Raw genomic sequence first — 16,275 nt, 5'->3', positions numbered from 1 at the left:
GGGGTCTCGGCGACAGGGCCCCGCGGGGCGCGGCCGCCGACAGGTCTCAGGTGCGGGGCAGGGACGGGGCGGCGAGGATGGGCCGCCCCACGGCCGCGCACATCGCGGCGACCACGTCCTGCTCGCGGGGCAGGGGTGTGCCCGGATCGCGGCCGGTGAACAGGCGGATCTGGTCCACCGCCTGGAAGATCAGCATATCGAGTCCCGGGGCCACCGCTCCCCCGGCCCGGGACCAGGCCGCGGCCACCGCCGACGGCCACGGGTCGTAGGCGGCGTCCAGGAGGACGCCCGTGGTGGTCGGGGCGGCGGCCTCCAGCTGCGCCGCCAGCTCGTCCGCGCCGTGCGGCGGGAGGGTCGAGACGACCACGTCGTACGCGGCCAGGAGGCCCGGCGCCTCGTCCCACGCCCGCAGGTGCACGGGGATCCCGAGCCGGCGCCCCGCCTCGAGGGCGCGCCCGGCGCGGGTGGCGGAGCGCACGAAGACGTCCACGGAGGCGGCCCCGAGCCGCTGCGCGGCGGCGACGGCGGCCGTGGCCGTGCCGCCCCCGCCGAGGACGGCGGCCCGGGGGACGGCCGGCACGGTGCCCGCGGCGAGCACCGCGCCCACGATGCCGGTGACGTCGGTGTTGTGGCCGAGCACCGTCCCGTCCGGGCGGAAGAGCAGGGTGTTGACCGCGCCCACCGCCGCCCCGAGGACCGTGAGCTCGTCCGCGCACGCGGCGGCCACCGACTTCAGGGGCATCGTCACCGACAGCCCGCGCCAGGCGGGGTCGGGCCGGCGGGCGTCGACGAACGGCGGGAGCTGCTCCTCGACCAGGTCGTGGGCGTCGTAGTGCACGTCCTCGCCCAGCACCGCGTACGCGGCGCGGTGCAGGTCCGGGGACCTCGAGTGGCCGATGGGGTGGCCCACCACGGCGGCGCGGGCGGGACTCACCCGCACCGGCCCTCGTTCTCGCTGCACCACTGGTTGTACTCCTCCACGTACCCCAGGTGCTCCGCGTAGGTCTCGGCGAACTTCGTCTCGCCCGTGTCCAGGTCCACGGTCACCCAGAAGTAGTAGTCGTTGTCCTGCGGGTCGGCGGCCGCCACGATGGCGGCGTCGCCCGGGGAGCCGATGGGGCCCACCGGCAGGCCCGGGTTGGCGAAGGTGTTGTACCGGTTGGACTCGTCGCGGCGCTCCTCCTCCGAGAAGTCGTAGCTGCGGCGGTCGAGGCCGTAGGTCACGGACGCGTCGGACTGGATGAACCCGGAGGTCTCGCCGTCGGGGTTCTCGAGCCGGTTCTCGATCGCGCCGGCCACCACGTCGTAGTGCTCGGGCTGGACCTCGAACTCGATGATCGAGCCGATGGTGAGCACCTCGAAGATCTGGTCCTCGTCGCTGATGCCGTTGTCGTCGAGGGTCGTGCGGGTACGGTCCACCATGGTCCGCAGGATCTGCTCCGCCGTGGCGTCCAGCGGGAACCGGTACTCGCCCGGGTGCAGCCAGCCCTCGAGGGTGGGGAAGCGGTCCGGGATCCCGAACGTCGCCGTGTCCTCCCGGTAGGCCTCGAACTCGGAGACGGGGATGCCGGTGGACTCGCTGAGGACCCCGAACACGTCGCTCATGCGCAGGGTCCGGTTGACCGCCGCGTAGTGGCTGGCCTCGTCCTCCTCCATGAGCGCGTCCACGGCGGCCTCCGAGCTCATCTCCGTGCGCAGCTCGTACTCGCCCGGCTGGATGAACTGCTCGGCGTGCTCCTCCTGGTAGGTCTCGACGAACGTCTCGGCGTCCGCCACGATCCCCTGCGCCTCGAGGGCCACGGCGATCTGGCCGGTGGTGGCGCCGTCGGCCACGGAGAAGGTCACGGGGTCCTTGCCGTCGCCGCGGTAGTCGCGGACCTCGAACCACCGGAAGGTGGAGCCGAGCACGGACACGGTGATCAGCGCGGCGAGCAGGAACAGGGCGATGGCCGTGGTCAGGGAGACGCGGCCGCGGCGCCGGCGCCGCTTGACCTGCTCGGGGGTGAGCTCCTCGTGCTCGAAGACGCCGCGCAGGCCCGTGGAGGGCTCCCGCGAGGACGGGGCGTCCAGGAGGCTGCCCAGAGACCGCCGCCGGACGACTCCCGGGGCGCCTCGGGTCGGCGGGGCGCCGACTGGTCGTACGGATCGTCGCTCACGAATGCTCTCCGTCCGGATCGGTGGTCGTCAACGGTGCCGTGCGCGCCCGGTCGGGCGCTCCGGCGGTGTCCCCGGCGGTGTCCTCGGCCGTGTTCCCGGCTCCGGTGGACGACTCCCCGCGGCGGGCCGCGACGGGACCCTGCCCGTCGCGGTCACCCCCATTATGCGGGACATCGGGTGCCGCGGCGCCGGGGACCGGCGGGTCCACCGGCGCGCCGGGCTCCGCCCCGGTCGCCCTGGCCCGGTCCACGGCGCTCTGCAGGATGGTGGCCGCGGCCACCTGGTCGACCTTGTCCATGTGGTCGCGGCGGGCGACCCCGGCCTCCAGCAGCGCCCGGTGGGCGTCCACGGTGCTGAGGCGCTCGTCGACCAGCCGCACCGGCACGTCGCGGCCCTTCACGCGCAGCCGCCGCACGAGGGCCTCGGCGTAGTCGCGCGCCATCGCGGTCGAGGCGTTCTCCCCGCCGTCGAGGCTGCGGGGCAGCCCCACGTAGACGGCGACGACGTCGTGCTCCTGGACCAGACCGGCCAGCAGCTTCACGTCGAAGCCCTTCCGGGGGTCGCGCCGCAGCGTGGTGAGCGGCGTGGCGAGGATGCCGTCGGGGTCGCACAGGGCGACCCCGACGCGGACGAGGCCGACGTCGACCCCCATCCGCCGTCCCCGGGCGTAGGCGTCGCTCACGCGGCGGCGCCGCCCGTCGCCCGGGCGATGTCGGCCAGCACCGCGTCCAGGGCGTCCCCCGTCCGGGCCGGGTCCTGCCCGCCGCCCTGGGCGATGTCGTCCTTGCCGCCGCCGCCGCCGCCGAGGACCTTGGCGGCCGTGCGCACGAGCCGGCCGGCCTGCACCCCGGCCTCGCGGGCGCCCTCGGTGGTCGCCACGAGGACCAGGGGACGGCCCTTGGCCGTGCCCGTGACGGCGACGACGAACGGCTCCGCCGTCATCCGGCCGCGCAGGTCGAGGGCGAGCGAGCGGACGTCGTCGGCCCCGGAGACCTCGCCCATGTCGTGGGTCAGGACCTTCACGGCGCCGAGCTCCCGCACCCCGTCGAGCAGGGAGCCGGCCTGCGCCTGGAGCTTCTCCCGGCGCAGGACCGCGAGCTCCTTCTCGGCCGACTTCAGCTTCTCGAGGGTGCCCGCCAGGCGCTCGGGCAGCTCCGCGGAGGACTGCACCTTGAGCATGCCGGTGAGCTGGTGCACGAGGGTCCGCTCGGCCGCGAGGTGGCGGAACGAGTCCAGGCCCACGAGCGCCTCGACGCGGCGGTTGCCCGAGCCCACGGACTGCTCGGTGAGCAGGGTGAGCGAGCCGATCTGGGCGGTGCCGTCCACGTGCGTGCCGCCGCACAGCTCCCGGGACCAGGGTCCGTTCAGCTCGACCACGCGCACCCGGTCCCCGTACTTCTCGCCGAACAGGGACATGGCGCCCATGGCCTTGGCCTCGTCGAGGGCCATCTCCTGCGTGACGACCTCGTGGTTGGCGTGGATCGCCGCGTTGGAGACCTCCTCGATCTCCTGGCGCTGGGCCTCGGCGAGCCCCTCGCCCCACGCGAAGTCGAAGCGCAGGTACCCCTCCTTGTTGAAGGAGCCGCGCTGGACGGCCTCGGGGCCGAGGATGTCGTGCAGGGCTGCGTGGACGATGTGGGTGCCGGTGTGGGCGGCCTCGGCGGCGCGCCGCCGGGCGACGTCCACCTGGGCGAGCACCGTGGCCCCGGAGAGGGCCTCGCCCTCCCGCACGACCGCCTGGTGCACGGACAGCCCCTTCACGGGCTGCTGGACGTCGGTGACCTGGAGCACGAAGCCGTCGCCGCTGATGGTGCCCCGGTCGGCGGCCTGGCCGCCGGCCTCGGCGTAGAACGGCGTCTCGTCGAGGACGACCTCGACGTGCTCCCCGGCCGACGCGGCGGGGACGGTCACGCCGTCCTGCAGCAGGGCGCGCAGCACGGTCTCGTGGCCGAGCCGGGTGTAGCCGGTGAACACCGAGCCGCCCTCGTCGACGAGCCGGCGGAACACCGAGAGGTCGGCGTGGGCGCCCTTCTTGGCGCGGGCGTCCTGCTGCGCGCGGTGGCGCTGCTCCTCCATGAGACCGCGGAACGCCGTCTCGTCGACCGCGACCCCGGCCTCCGCGGCCATCTCGAGGGTCAGGTCGATGGGGAAGCCGTAGGTGTCGTGCAGGGCGAAGGCCTCCGCGCCGGAGACGGCCTGGCCCTGGCGCCGGGCGCCGGCCACCGCCTCGTTGAGCCGGGTGGTCCCGGACTCGATGGTCTTCAGGAACGCCCGCTCCTCGGCGTAGGCGATCCGGGAGATCCGCTCGAAGTCCTCGGCCACGTAGGGGTAGACGCCGCGCATGGCGTCCCGGGAGGCGGGCAGCAGCACGGGCAGGCAGGGCTCGGTGACGCCCATCAGGCGCATGGCGCGGATCGCGCGGCGCAGCAGGCGGCGCAGGATGTACCCGCGGCCCTCGTTGGACGGGCTCACGCCGTCCGCGATGAGCATCAGCGAGGAGCGGACGTGGTCGGCGACCACGCGCATCCGCACGTCGTCGTCGTAGCCCTCCTCCCCCGGCTTCTCGGAGCCGTGGTACCGCTTCCCCGACAGCTCGGACGCCCTGTCCAGCACGGGGCGGACCTGGTCGGTCTCGTAGAAGTTCTCGACGCCCTGGAGCAGCATGGCCAGGCGCTCGACGCCCAGGCCGGTGTCGATGTTCTGCTCGGGGAGGTCGCCCAGGATCTCGTAGTCCTTGCCCGAGCCCTCACCGCGCTGGTACTGCATGAAGACGAGGTTCCAGATCTCGATGTACCGGTCGTCGTCGACGGCCGGCCCGCCCTCCCGGCCGTACCGGGGCCCGCGGTCGTAGAAGATCTCGGAGTCGGGGCCCGCGGGGCCGGGCTGGCCGGTGTCCCAGTAGTTCTCGTCCCGGCCCAGCCGCTGGATCCGCTCGGCGGGCACGCCCACCGTGTCCTTCCACAGCGTGTAGGACTCCTCGTCGCCCTCGTAGACGGTCACCCACAGCCGGTCCGGGTCCAGGCCGAAGCCGCCCTTCTCGAGCGGGCTGGTGAGCAGCTCCCACGCCATGGGGATGGCCCGCTCCTTGAAGTAGTCGCCGAAGGAGAAGTTGCCGGCCATCTGGAAGAACGTGCCGTGCCGGGCGGTCTTGCCCACCTCGTCGATGTCCAGGGTGCGGATGCACTTCTGGATGGACGTGGCACGCCGGTAGGGGGCGGTCTCCTGGCCGAGGAAGTACGGGATGAACGGGACCATGCCCGCGATCGTGAACATGGCACCCGGCTGGGAGGAGATCAGCGAGGCGGAGGGCACCACGGTGTGGCCCTGGCCTTCGAAGTAGTCCAGCCAGCGCTTGGTGATTTCCTGAGAGAGCATTACCGGTGCTTTCCTTCGCGTTCGGTCGAGGGGTCGGTGGGCTCCGCCACGGCCCCGGCCGCGCGGGGGGCGGCGGTGCCGTCGAGCACCGGCGGGGCGGTGTGGCCGGCGGCGAGACGGCCGGCTTGCGGCCGGGGGGCGGCGACGCCGAACGACTCGCGCAGCTCGGCCTCGCGCTCGTCCATGCCCGCGCGCACGGTGGCGGCGAAGCGGTAGAGCCGGGAGCGCCAGTCCCCGGGGCGGGGGGCGCGCGCGGCGCCGGTGCCGCCCGGCACGGAGAGGTCCTGGCCGGGTGACCGGGCGAGGCGGGTGGCTGCGGCGCCGAGCACGCCGCCGGCGGCCACGAGGGCGAGCCGGCCCCAGAAGCTCATGGCCGGTCCTCCCCCGGGGCGCCGGGGACCTGCTCGTCGGCGGCCCCGAAGCGGTCGGCCCGGTGGGAGCCGTGCGGGGCGGTGTCGCCCGTGAACGCCCGGCGGACGCCGTGCGAGAACGCGGCGACCTTGATCAGCGGCTGGCCCACGGTGGAGGCCACCAGGGAGGACAGCGCGGAGACGTTCGCGGAGGCGTCGGAGACGTTGGTCGTGATCCCGTCCACCTTCTCGAGCTGCGAGTTGGTGGTCGAGACGGTGCGGGTGACCTCGTCGATGAGGGGGACGGTCTCGTTGTTGAGCGAGCGGATCGTCAGCCGCAGCTCGTCGAAGACCTTGCCGAGCTTGAGGATCGGCACCGCGAGCAGGAGCACCAGCACGGCGAACACCCCCGCGGCGAGCAGTCCTGCGATTTCTCCACCGGTCATGGGGCGGCGCGCTCCTTGCTGGTCGGGTCGGGGGGCCGGGGCGGGGGACCGCCCGGGCGTGCGGGGACGGGCACCGGCGCGGTGCCCGGGGATCAACTGTACCGAACGGAAGAGCCCGCGGCGCAGGCGCCGCGGGCTCTCCGCAGGGAAGGCCCTGCCCCCGGGGGTGTCCCGGCGGCAGGAGCCCGCAGGATCAGGCCATGCGGGCGTAGTACTCCACCACGAGCTGCTCCTCGCACGTCACGGGGACCTCGGCGCGCTTGGGCTTGCGGACCAGCTTGGCCTGCAGCTTCTCGATCTGCACGTCGAGGTAGCCCGGGGTGTCGGGCAGCACGGCCTGGTGCGCGCCGGCGGCGGCGACCTGGAAGGGCACCATCTTCTCCGACTTGGCGTGCACGTGGATCAGCTGACCCTCCTTGACCTGGTAGGAGGGGCGGTCCACCCGCTCGCCGTCCACCAGGATGTGGCGGTGCACGACCATCTGGCGGGCCTGGGCCATGGTCCGGGCGAAGCCGGAGCGCAGGACCAGGGCGTCCAGGCGGGACTCCAGCAGGGCGACCAGGTTCTCACCGGTCTGCCCCTCCTGGCGCTTGGCCTCGACGTAGGCGATGTGCATCTGCTTCTCGCGGATGTTGTACTGCGCCCGGAGACGCTGCTTCTCGCGCAGCCGGACGGCGTAGTCCGAGTCGGCCTTCCGGCGGGCACGGCCGTGCTCACCGGGGCCGTAGGGACGGCGCTCGAAGTACTTTTCGGCCTTCGGGGTCAGGGCGATCCCGAGGGCGCGGGACTTGCGCACCTGGCGGCGCGCACGCGTGTTGTTAGCCACGTTTACCTTTCACAATGCGGTGCCCTCCCCCGTCCGGCGGGCGGTGCGGGGGGAGCGTGTTCTGTTCGGTCCGGCCTCCGAGGACGGGATCGGTCCCGCCGGAGAGGTGAGGATCAGCCGCAATCCTCCTGTCCTGCAAGCGCCGTGGCCGCGCGCCGCGCACCGTGGTTGAGGCGGTGCGCCGGGCGTGCGGGAGCACGGGCCTTGCCGGCCGACGTCCCACTATAGCGTGTGCGGGGCCGTGGCGCGCCCCGGGGTGCTCGCGCCGGGACCGGGCCGGCCCCCGTCCCGGTCCCGGCGCGCCGGAGCGCCGCCCGGGGGTCCCGGACGGCGCTCCGGCGCACGAGCCCTCTGCGCGGACGCGGTCAGTCGACGTCCTCGTCCACCCAGTCGAAGGTCTTGGTGACGGCCTTCTGCCAGTTGCGGAACAGCCGGCCGCGCTCGGCGTCCTCCATCTGCGGTTCCCAGCGCTTGTTCTCGGCCCAGTTCGCGGTGACCTCCTCCGTCCCGGACCAGAAGCCGACGGCGATGCCCGCGGCGTAGGCGGCGCCGAGGGCCGTGGTCTCGGTGACCTCCGGGCGGATCACCGGGACCCCGAGCTGGTCCGCCTGGAACTGCATGAGCAGCTCGTTGGCGGTCATCCCGCCGTCCACCTTGAGCTCGGTGATGTCCACCCCGGCGTCGGCGTTCATCGCCTCGACCACCTCGCGGGACTGGTAGGCCGTGGCCTCCAGGGCAGCCCGGGCGATGTGGCCCTTGTTGACGTAGCGGGTCAGGCCCACCAGGGCGCCGCGGGCGTCGGAGCGCCAGTACGGGGCGAACAGGCCGCTGAAGGCCGGGACGAAATAGGCCCCGCCGTTGTCCTCGACCGACGCGGCCAGGGACTCGACCTGCGGCGCCGAGGAGATGATGCCCAGGTTGTCGCGCAGCCACTGGACCAGGGACCCGGTCACCGCGATGGAGCCCTCCAGGGCGTAGACGGCGTCCTGGTCGCCGATCTTGTAGCACACGGTGCTCAGCAGCCCGTTCTCCGAGTGCACCACCTCGGTACCCACGTTCATCAGCACGAAGCTGCCGGTGCCGTAGGTGTTCTTGCCCATGCCCTTCTCGAAGCACGCCTGCCCGAACATCGCGGCCTGCTGGTCGCCGAGGATGCCGGCGATCGGCACGTCCTTGAGGAAGCCGCGGGTACGGCCCTTGCCGTAGACCTCGGAGGAGGAGCGGATCTCGGGCAGCATCGACGTGGGGATGCCCATGTCGGCGCAGATCTCCTCGTTCCAGTCGAGGGTCGCCAGGTTCATCAGCATGGTGCGCGAGGCGTTGGTGACGTCGGTGACGTGCACCCCGCCGTCCACGCCGCCCGTCATGTTCCACACCAGCCAGGAGTCGGTGTTGCCCATGAGCAGGTCCCCGCGCTCGGCCCGCTCCCGGGCGCCGTCCACGTTGTCCAGGATCCACTTGACCTTCGGGCCCGAGAAGTAGCTGGCCAGGGGCAGGCCCACCCGGTCCTTGTACCGGTCCGGGCCGACTTCCCCGCCGAGCTCCTCGGCGATCTTCTGGGTGCGGGTGTCCTGCCAGACGATGGCGTTGTAGACGGGCTGCCCGGTGGTGCGGTCCCAGACCACGGTGGTCTCGCGCTGGTTGGTGATGCCCACGGCGGCCAGGTCCCGGGCGTTGATCTCGGCTGAGGCCTCGGCGTCGGCGACGACCTTGCGGACGTTGCGCCAGATCTCCATGGGGTCGTGCTCCACCCAGCCGGCGCGCGGGAAGATCTGCTCGTGCTCGAGCTGGCCGGTGCTGACGATCGTGCCCCGGTGGTCGAAGATGATCGCGCGGGAGCTCGTGGTGCCCTGGTCGATGGCCATGACGTACTTGGTGTCGGTGCTCATGGGTGGTCCCTCACTTCGTTGTGGTGTCGTGGACGGGTCGGTCGGTGGTGGTGGTGCGGGCGTCAGGCGGGAACGTTGGCGTACAGCTGGAAGAAGCCGCCGGCGAGCACGGCGCCGATGAGCGGGCCCACGACCGGGACCCAGGCGTAGGCCCAGTCGCTGGAGCCCTTCCCGCGGATGGGCAGCACGGCGTGGGCGATGCGCGGACCGAGGTCACGGGCGGGGTTGATGGCGTAGCCCGTGGGCCCGCCGAGGCTCGCGCCGATGCCGACCACGAGCAGCGCCACGGCCAGCGGCCCGATCTCCGAGGGCGTGTTGCCGAAGAGCAGGATCACGATGACGAGGACGAACGTGCCGATCACCTCGGTGACCACGTTCCAGCCGTAGGAGCGCACGGCGGGGCCGGTGGAGAACACGGCCAGCTTGGTCTCCGCGTCGATGTCCTCGTCGAAGTGCTTCTTGTAGGCGAGGAAGGCCAGCACGGCGCCCAGGAAGGCGCCGATCAGCTCTCCGGCGAAGTAGACGAGCGTGCTGACGAGGGTGACGGCCACCCCGGGGGCGTACTCCTCGGCGCCGCTGGCCCACAGGCCCACGGTCACGGCGGGGTTGATGTGCGCACCGGACTGCCAGGCGACGTAGACGCCGGCGAACACGGCCAGGCCCCAGCCGAAGTTGATCATCAGGAACCCGCCGCCGAGTCCCTTGGTCCTCGGCAGCACGGCGTTGGCGACCACGCCGGCGCCGAGCAGGATCAGCATCGCGGTGCCCGCGACCTCGGACCAGAAGACGGTGGACAGGGAGATGGGCACGGTGGGCGCGACGGCCTGTACCACTGCGTTCGACATCGACAGCACTGCGACTCCTCAGGTGGTGCGGATTGGATGGACCGGCCGCCCGTCGGGGACGGCCGGTGGGGGGTGGGGTCAGGGGACGGGGCTCGGTGGGACGGATGGGTGCTCAGGCCTCGGAGGGGCGCACGAGCTCCAGGACGTCGGGGGCCGCTGCCCGTGCGGCGGCGGCGGCGGTGTCGTCCGGGGTTCTCGCGGCCTCGTCCTCCGCCGCGCAGCGGAGCCGGTAGGCCTCGACCTCGACCCCCCGCCGCCGGTCGTCCCAGCCGAGGGCCTCGGCCGCGAGGTCCGCGATCTCCTCGACCGCGTCGAGACCGTGGCGGGCCTGCTCCCACGTGAGCCGGGTGCGCGTGTCGAAGATGTCCTCGAGGTGCAGCGCGCCCTCGTGGGTGCAGGCGTGCACGATCTCCGCCCGCAGGTAGGCCGGGGCCCCCTCCAGGGGGCGGCCCAGGTCGGGGCGGTCCTCCACGAGCTCGGCGATCTCGGTGATCGCCGACCCGTAGCGGCCGAGCAGGTGCTGCACCTGCTCCTCGTTCCAGTCGTGCCGGGCGCCCAGGCTGCCGGCCTGGTGGCTGAGCGCGAGATAGCCCTCGGCGCCCAGCAGCGGAGTGCGGCCGGTGACCGAGGGCACGGCCTTGGCCCGCTCCTCGCCCAGGGCGAGGTCCACGGCGTCCTCGGCCATCACCCGGTAGGTGGTGAGCTTGCCCCCGGCGATCGTGATCAGCCCGGGGGCGACCTCGGTCACGGTGTGCTCGCGGGAGATCTTCGTGGACTGCGCGTCCCCGCCGCCCTTCTTCGTTCCGGGCTGCAGCAGCGGCCGCAGCCCGGCGTAGGTGCCGATCACATCCTCGCGGGTGAGCGGCCGGTCGAGGACCACGTTGGCGTGGTCGATGACGTAGTCGATGTCCTCCGCGGTGGCCACGGGATTGACGAGGTCCTGGTGGTAGGGGGTGTCGGTGGTGCCGATGATCCAGTACCGCGCCCACGGGATGATGAAGAGCACGGACTTCTCGGTCTGCAGGATCAGCCCGCTCTCGCCGCGGATCCGCTCGCGGGGCACGATGATGTGGATGCCCTTGGAGGCGAGCACCTTCAGCCCGCCCTCGGCGTGGGCCAGGTCCTGGGTCTGCTCGGTCCAGACCCCGGTGGCGGCGATGACGGTCTTCGCCCGCACCGTGTGCTCCGCCCCCGTCTCGAGGTCGCGCACGGTGGCGCCGACCACCCGGCCGGTTTCGTCCGTGGGGAAGGACACGGCCCGCGTGCGGTTGGCGGCGAGCGCGCCGTAGCGCACGGCGGTGCGCACGATGGTGACGACGAGGCGGGCGTCGTCGACCTGGCCGTCCCAGTACTTGACGGCGCCGACCATGGAGCCGGGCTTGATGTCGGGGAAGACCCGCTGGACGCCCTTGAAGCTGTAGTGCCGCTGGTAGGGCAGGGTCGCGACCTTGGCGCCGATGTGGGCGAGGGCGTCGTAGAGGCCGATCCCGGCGGTGACGTAGGGCCGCTCCCAGAAGCGGTGGGTCAGCGGGTAGAGGAAGGGCACGGGCTTGACGAGGTGGGGGGCGAGGAAGTCCAGGAGCAGCTCGCGCTCGCGCAGCGCCTCGGAGACGAGCTTGAAGTCGAGCTGCTGGAGGTAGCGCAGGCCGCCGTGGACGAGCTTGGAGGACCACTGCGAGGTGCCGCCGGCCCAGTCCTGGGCCTCGACGATGCCGGTGCGCAGTCCGCGGGTCACGGCGTCCAGGGCGATGCCGGCGCCGGTGATGCCGCCTCCGACCACGAGGACGTCGAGCTCGGGGCCGTCGGAGAACTCGGCGAGTGCGCGGTCCCGTTCGGCGCTGGAGAGGGTGGGGTGGGCCATGGTGGGGAACTCCTCGGGGCGGGTGGTTGCGGACGGGAAGGTGCTCTGCATCACACTCTGTCCTGGGTTGCACCTATGCTCAAAGCAAATGAACGGACGTGCATGGAAGGGAGGGTCACATGCACGGTGATGCCGAGCTCCACCACGCGGCGGAGCTGTACTACGTGCAGGGCATGACGATGGAGGCGGTGGCGGACCGCTTCGGGGTCTCCCGCCCCACGGTCTCGCGGATGCTGCAGGCCGCCCGGGAGCGGGGCATCGTGCGGATCAGCCTCGCGGCTCCCCCGGACGCGGGACACGACCTGTCCCACCGGCTGCGGGAGGCCTTCGGGGTGACGGTGCACGTGGCGGGCACGCCGCGCACGGCCACGGAGCCGCAGCGGCTGGAGTCCGTGGCCCGGGCCGCGGCGGGGCTGCTGGGCGACTGGTTCGGGGACGGGATGACGCTGGCGGTCGCCTGGGGGATCACGACCTCGGCGATCGGGGGCCACCTGCAGCCGAAGGCCACGCGGGACGCGGTGGTCGTGCAGATGAACGGCGCGGTCAGCGCCCGCTCCACGGGGGCGGCGCAGTCCTCGGCACTGCTCGGGCAGATGTCGGCGGCCTTCGGGGCCGCGCTGCTGCCCTTCCCCACCCCCGCGTTCTTCGACCAGGAGGAGACGCGGCGGCTGATGTGGCAGGAGTCCTCGGTGCGGCGGGTGCTGGCGGTGCGCAACGCGGCGGACCTGGCCGTGTTCAGCGTGGGGGCCTTCCGCGGTCCGATGATCTCCCAGGTGTACACCAGCGGCTACCTGCCGGAGGACGCGCTCCGGGAGCTGTCCGCGCACCGGGTGGTCGGCGACGTGTGCACGGTCTTCCTGCGGGAGGACGGGACCTACGCCGACATCGACTACAACCGACGGGCGAGCGGGCCCACGCCCATGGAGCTGCGGCGGATCCCGCGCCGGCTGTGCGTGGTGGCGGGGGACCACAAGGTGCCCGGCGTGGTGGGCGCCCTGCGGGCGGGCGTGGTCACGGACCTGCTCATCGACGAGCGCACGGCCGCGTCGGTGGTGCGCCACCTGTTCGGCCGCTGAGCCCGGCGGTCACCGGCCCCGGACGATGCCCCGCAGGATGTCGAGGCGGTGGGCGATCTCGCGCTCGCGGCCGTGCTCGGTGGGCCGGTAGTAGTCGGTGCCGACGAGCTCGTCGGGCGGGTACTGCTGGGCGGCCACGCCGTTGGGCTCATCGTGGGAGTAGACGTAGCCCCGGCCGTGGCCGAGCTGGCCCGCGCCGGGGTAGTGGGCGTCGCGCAGGTGGAGCGGGACGGGTCCGGCCCGGCCGGCGCGGACGTCGGCGATCGCCTCGTTGATCGCGGTGTAGGCGGCGTTGGACTTCGGGGCGGTCGCCAGGTGGGCCACGGCCTGGGCCAGCGGGATCCGCCCCTCGGGCATGCCGATGAGCTGCACGGCGTCGGCGGCCGCCACCGCGGTCTGCAGGGCGGTCGGGTCGGCGGTGCCGATGTCCTCGGAGGCGGAGATGATGAGCCGGCGGGCGATGAACCGCGGGTCCTCCCCCGCCTCGATCATCCGGGCCAGGTAGTGCATCGCGGCGTCGACGTCGGAGCCGCGGATCGACTTGATGAACGCGCTGACCACGTCGTAGTGCTGGTCGCCGTTCTTGTCGTAGCGCACCGCCGCCCGGTCGAGGGCCTCCTCGGCGTGCTCCCGGGTGATCACCGGCGCCGGCCGCGCGCGGTCCGCGCCCTCGTCCCCGTCCGCGCCCTCGACCGCGTAGTGGCCGTCCGGCTGCTCCGAGAACGCGACCCCGGCGGCGGCCTCGAGAGAGGTCAGGGCCTTGCGGGCGTCCCCGCCGCACAGGTCCAGGAGGTGCTCGCGGGCCTCCGCGGAGAGCTCCACCTCGCCGTTCAGTCCCCGGGGGTCGGCGACGGCCCGGTCCAGCAGCGCCCCGATGTCGGCCCGCTCCAGCGGCTGCAGCGTGAGCAGCAGTGAGCGCGAGAGCAGCGGCGAGATCACCGAGAAGGACGGGTTCTCCGTGGTGGCCGCGACCAGCACCACCCACTGGTTCTCCACCCCGGGCAGCAGCGCGTCCTGCTGGGCCTTGGTGAAGCGGTGGATCTCGTCGAGGAACAGCACCGTGGTGCGCCCGTGCAGATCCCGGTCCGTGAGCGCCTCGTCCATCACCTTCCGCACGTCCTTGACGCCGGCGGTGATCGCGGAGAGCTCCACGAACTTCCGGGACACGCCCCGGGCGATCACGTGGGCCAGGGTGGTCTTGCCCGTGCCCGGGGGGCCCCACAGGATGATCGACGACGGTCCCGCCGGGCCGCGGTCCTCCCCCGCCAGCACCTGCAGCGGGGAGCCGGGCTTGAGCAGGTGCTGCTGGCCCACGATCTCGTCGAGGCGGCGCGGGCGCATCCGCACCGCCAGCGGCGCCCGGGAGCGGGAGCGCCGCGCCCGGCCGGCGGGACGGGCGGCACGGTCCGCCCCGTCCCCGGTCGCACGGGGACCGGGGTCGGGGGCGTCGAGGTCGTCGAAGAGGGAGCCGGTCACCCCCTCAGGCTAGCGGCTGCGCCCGTCGCGGCCTGTCGGAAGCGGGGCGGATGGGCGTACGATCAGCACGCTGATCACGTCGGTGCCGTCGCCGGGCGCGCTCCGCCCGGCGACGGCCACGGCCGCTGCGGCGCGGGGTCCATCGGGGATCCCGCCCGGCCGTTCCAGGAATGAGGTACCGGTGTTCGAGGCCCCGAGTCTGCTCTTCGCCGCCGCCGGGCTCGCCGTGTTCGCGGCCGCCCTGCTGCCCCGCCTGCTCGTGCGGGCCCCCGTGTCGATGCCCATGGTGTTCCTGGCCGCCGGGGCGGTGATCTTCGCCCTGGCCGACACCCTGCCCGACCCGGACCCGGTGGCCCACAGCGCCGTCACCCTGCACCTGAGCGAGATCTGCGTGATCGTCTCGCTGATGGGCGCCGGCCTGGCACTGGACCGACCGCTGGGCTTCCGGCGGTGGGCCACGACCTGGCGGCTGCTGGGGATCGCCATGCCCCTGAGCCTGCTCGGGGCGGCCCTGCTGGGCTGGTCGGTGCTGGGGCTGAGCGCGGCCGGGGCCGTGCTCGTGGCCGCGGCGCTGGCCCCCACCGACCCGGTCCTGGCCTCCGAGGTGCAGGTCGGGGAGCCCTCGGAGTCGCAGGAGGACCTCGAGGGCGAGGACGAGGTCCGTTTCGGGCTCACCTCGGAGGCGGGGCTCAACGACGGCCTGGCCTTCCCGTTCGTCTACCTCGCCATCGCCCTGAGCGTGGTGGGCACCGCTCCCGGCGCGTGGCTGCCGCACTTCCTGACCGTGGACGTGGCCTGGCGGATCGCGGTCGGCTGTCTCGCCGGGGTCCTGGTGGGCCTGCTCCTGCGGCGGCTCTTCTTCCGCTCCCCGCTCGACAGCGTCCGCACGACCGCGCAGACCGAGGGGTTCGTGGCCCTGGCCGCCACCTTCCTCACCTACGGTCTGACCGAGATGGTCGAGGGCTACGGCTTCGTCGCCGTGTTCGTGTGCGCGGTGACCATCCGGGCGGGCGAGCGGGTGCACGGCGCCCACGGCGTGCTGCACAGCTACATCGAGCAGCTCGAGCGGCTGCTCACCGTGGCGGTGCTCGTGCTCCTGGGCGGCGCCGTGGCCCGGGGGCTGCTCGCCGGGCTCACCTGGCGGGAGGTGCTCGTCGCGGCGGCCTTCCTGCTGCTGGTGCGCCCCCTCGCCGGCTGGATCAGTCTGCTCGGCGGCCGGACGGGACCCTGGGAGCGCGGCGTGCTCGCCTTCTTCGGCGTGCGCGGCATCGGCTCGATCTACTACCTCGCCTACGCCCTGTCCGAGGGCGAGTTCGCCGCGGAGGACCAGGCCCTGTGGCGCTTCGTGGGGCTGGTGATCGTCGGCTCGGTCCTGCTGCACGGGGTCTCCGCGGGGCCCGTCATCGCGGCCCTCGACCGCGCCCGGGAGCGGAAGGCCCGCGAGGAGACGGGCTCCGAGGAGGCCGCTCCCCGCACGGCGATCTGACGGCCCGCGCCGGGCCCCGGTCTCAGCCCCGCCGGGGCCGTTCCAGCTCGGCGCTGTCCAGGACCAGGGTGAACGGGCCGTCGTTGACGAGCTCCACCTGCATCGCCGCCCCGAAGCGGCCGGTCGCCACGCGCGCGCCGAGCTCCCGCAGCGCGGCGACGTACGCCTCGAACACGGGTTCCGAGACGGGGCCGGGCGCGGCGGCCGACCACGAGGGGCGCCGGCCCCGGCGGGCGTCGCCGTAGAGGGTGAACTGGCTGACGGCGAGCACCGGGGCGCCGAGGTCGGCGCAGGACCGCTCGCCCTCCAGGAGCCGCAGCGTCCAGGTCTTCTCGGCGAGCTTCGCGGCCGTCGCGGCGTCGTCGTCGTGGGTCACGCCCACCAGGGCCAGCAGCCCCGGCTCCTCGACGGCCCCCACGACCTCTCCTCCGACGGTCACGGCGGCCCGGGACACTCTCTGCAGAACGATGCGCATGGGCCCCAGTCCA

At 73.4% G+C, this 16,275-nt stretch carries 14 protein-coding genes; 2 read left to right on the top strand and 12 right to left on the bottom strand.

Translation table 11 applies throughout. The annotated features are described in order from the left end of the window. Positions 1-46 precede the first annotated feature (46 nt). The 10 genes from RF647_RS06175 to RF647_RS06130 form a co-directional block, all read right to left on the bottom strand. On the bottom strand, positions 47-934 hold the full coding sequence (locus RF647_RS06175) for a shikimate dehydrogenase (protein WP_368810965.1): 888 nt from the start codon (positions 932-934) through the stop codon (positions 47-49). Continuing rightward, positions 931-1,908: an endolytic transglycosylase MltG gene (mltG, locus tag RF647_RS06170; protein ID WP_368810964.1), complete on the bottom strand. Its 978-nt coding sequence runs from the start codon at positions 1,906-1,908 to the stop codon at positions 931-933. The genes RF647_RS06175 and mltG overlap by 4 nt, the downstream gene beginning before the upstream one ends. 244 nt (positions 1,909-2,152) lie before the next feature. Then, entirely contained in the window at positions 2,153-2,839 is a 687-nt protein-coding gene (ruvX, locus tag RF647_RS06165; RefSeq protein WP_368810963.1) for a Holliday junction resolvase RuvX, read from the bottom strand. After that, positions 2,836-5,532, bottom strand: coding sequence for an alanine--tRNA ligase (gene alaS / locus RF647_RS06160; RefSeq protein WP_368810962.1), 2,697 nt, complete (start codon positions 5,530-5,532; stop codon positions 2,836-2,838). The genes ruvX and alaS overlap by 4 nt, the downstream gene beginning before the upstream one ends. Further along, positions 5,532-5,903 (bottom strand): hypothetical protein, encoded by a 372-nt coding sequence (locus tag RF647_RS06155; RefSeq protein WP_368810961.1) that lies wholly within the window; start codon positions 5,901-5,903, stop codon positions 5,532-5,534. The genes alaS and RF647_RS06155 overlap by 1 nt, the downstream gene beginning before the upstream one ends. Then, entirely contained in the window at positions 5,900-6,328 is a 429-nt protein-coding gene (locus RF647_RS06150; RefSeq protein ID WP_368795952.1) for a DUF948 domain-containing protein, read from the bottom strand. Before RF647_RS06150 ends, RF647_RS06155 begins: the two co-directional genes overlap by 4 nt. Positions 6,329-6,521: 193 nt before the next feature. Beyond that, the gene (gene rpsD / locus RF647_RS06145; RefSeq protein ID WP_017832285.1) at positions 6,522-7,154 is read right to left on the bottom strand and encodes a 30S ribosomal protein S4; all 633 of its coding nucleotides are present in this window, start codon (positions 7,152-7,154) and stop codon (positions 6,522-6,524) included. Between the two features lie 365 nt (positions 7,155-7,519). Then, complete coding sequence (glpK, locus tag RF647_RS06140; RefSeq protein ID WP_368810960.1) at positions 7,520-9,043, bottom strand: glycerol kinase GlpK; 1,524 nt, start codon at positions 9,041-9,043, stop codon at positions 7,520-7,522. Positions 9,044-9,105: 62 nt separating this feature from the next. Continuing rightward, positions 9,106-9,888, bottom strand: a complete 783-nt coding sequence (locus tag RF647_RS06135; protein WP_368810959.1) for an MIP/aquaporin family protein — start codon at positions 9,886-9,888, stop codon at positions 9,106-9,108. A gap of 112 nt (positions 9,889-10,000) precedes the next feature. After that, a complete protein-coding gene (locus RF647_RS06130) occupies positions 10,001-11,800 on the bottom strand; it encodes a glycerol-3-phosphate dehydrogenase/oxidase (protein WP_368810958.1) in 1,800 nt (599 codons plus the stop codon). Positions 11,801-11,868: 68 nt separating this feature from the next. On the opposite strand from RF647_RS06130, the gene RF647_RS06125 reads away from it, so the two are divergent. After that, on the top strand, positions 11,869-12,825 hold the full coding sequence (locus tag RF647_RS06125) for a sugar-binding transcriptional regulator (RefSeq protein WP_035928524.1): 957 nt from the start codon (positions 11,869-11,871) through the stop codon (positions 12,823-12,825). Between the two features lie 9 nt (positions 12,826-12,834). On the opposite strand, the gene RF647_RS06120 is transcribed toward RF647_RS06125, so the two are convergent. Then, on the bottom strand, positions 12,835-14,301 hold the full coding sequence (locus tag RF647_RS06120; protein ID WP_368810957.1) for a replication-associated recombination protein A: 1,467 nt from the start codon (positions 14,299-14,301) through the stop codon (positions 12,835-12,837). A gap of 181 nt (positions 14,302-14,482) precedes the next feature. On the opposite strand from RF647_RS06120, the gene RF647_RS06115 reads away from it, so the two are divergent. Then, positions 14,483-15,787: a cation:proton antiporter gene (locus tag RF647_RS06115; RefSeq protein ID WP_368810956.1), complete on the top strand. Its 1,305-nt coding sequence runs from the start codon at positions 14,483-14,485 to the stop codon at positions 15,785-15,787. A gap of 22 nt (positions 15,788-15,809) precedes the next feature. Here RF647_RS06115 and dtd read toward each other — a convergent pair whose 3' ends face one another. Then, positions 15,810-16,262 (bottom strand): D-aminoacyl-tRNA deacylase, encoded by a 453-nt coding sequence (gene dtd / locus RF647_RS06110; protein ID WP_095650955.1) that lies wholly within the window; start codon positions 16,260-16,262, stop codon positions 15,810-15,812. Between the last annotated feature and the right edge of the window lie 13 nt (positions 16,263-16,275).

Source organism: Kocuria sp. CPCC 205263 (genome assembly GCF_040981075.1).
GTDB classification, from domain to species: Bacteria; Actinomycetota; Actinomycetes; order Actinomycetales; family Micrococcaceae; genus Kocuria; species Kocuria rosea.
The sequence above is the reverse complement of the archived record's forward strand: the minus strand, read 5'-3'. Positions and strand labels throughout refer to the sequence as shown.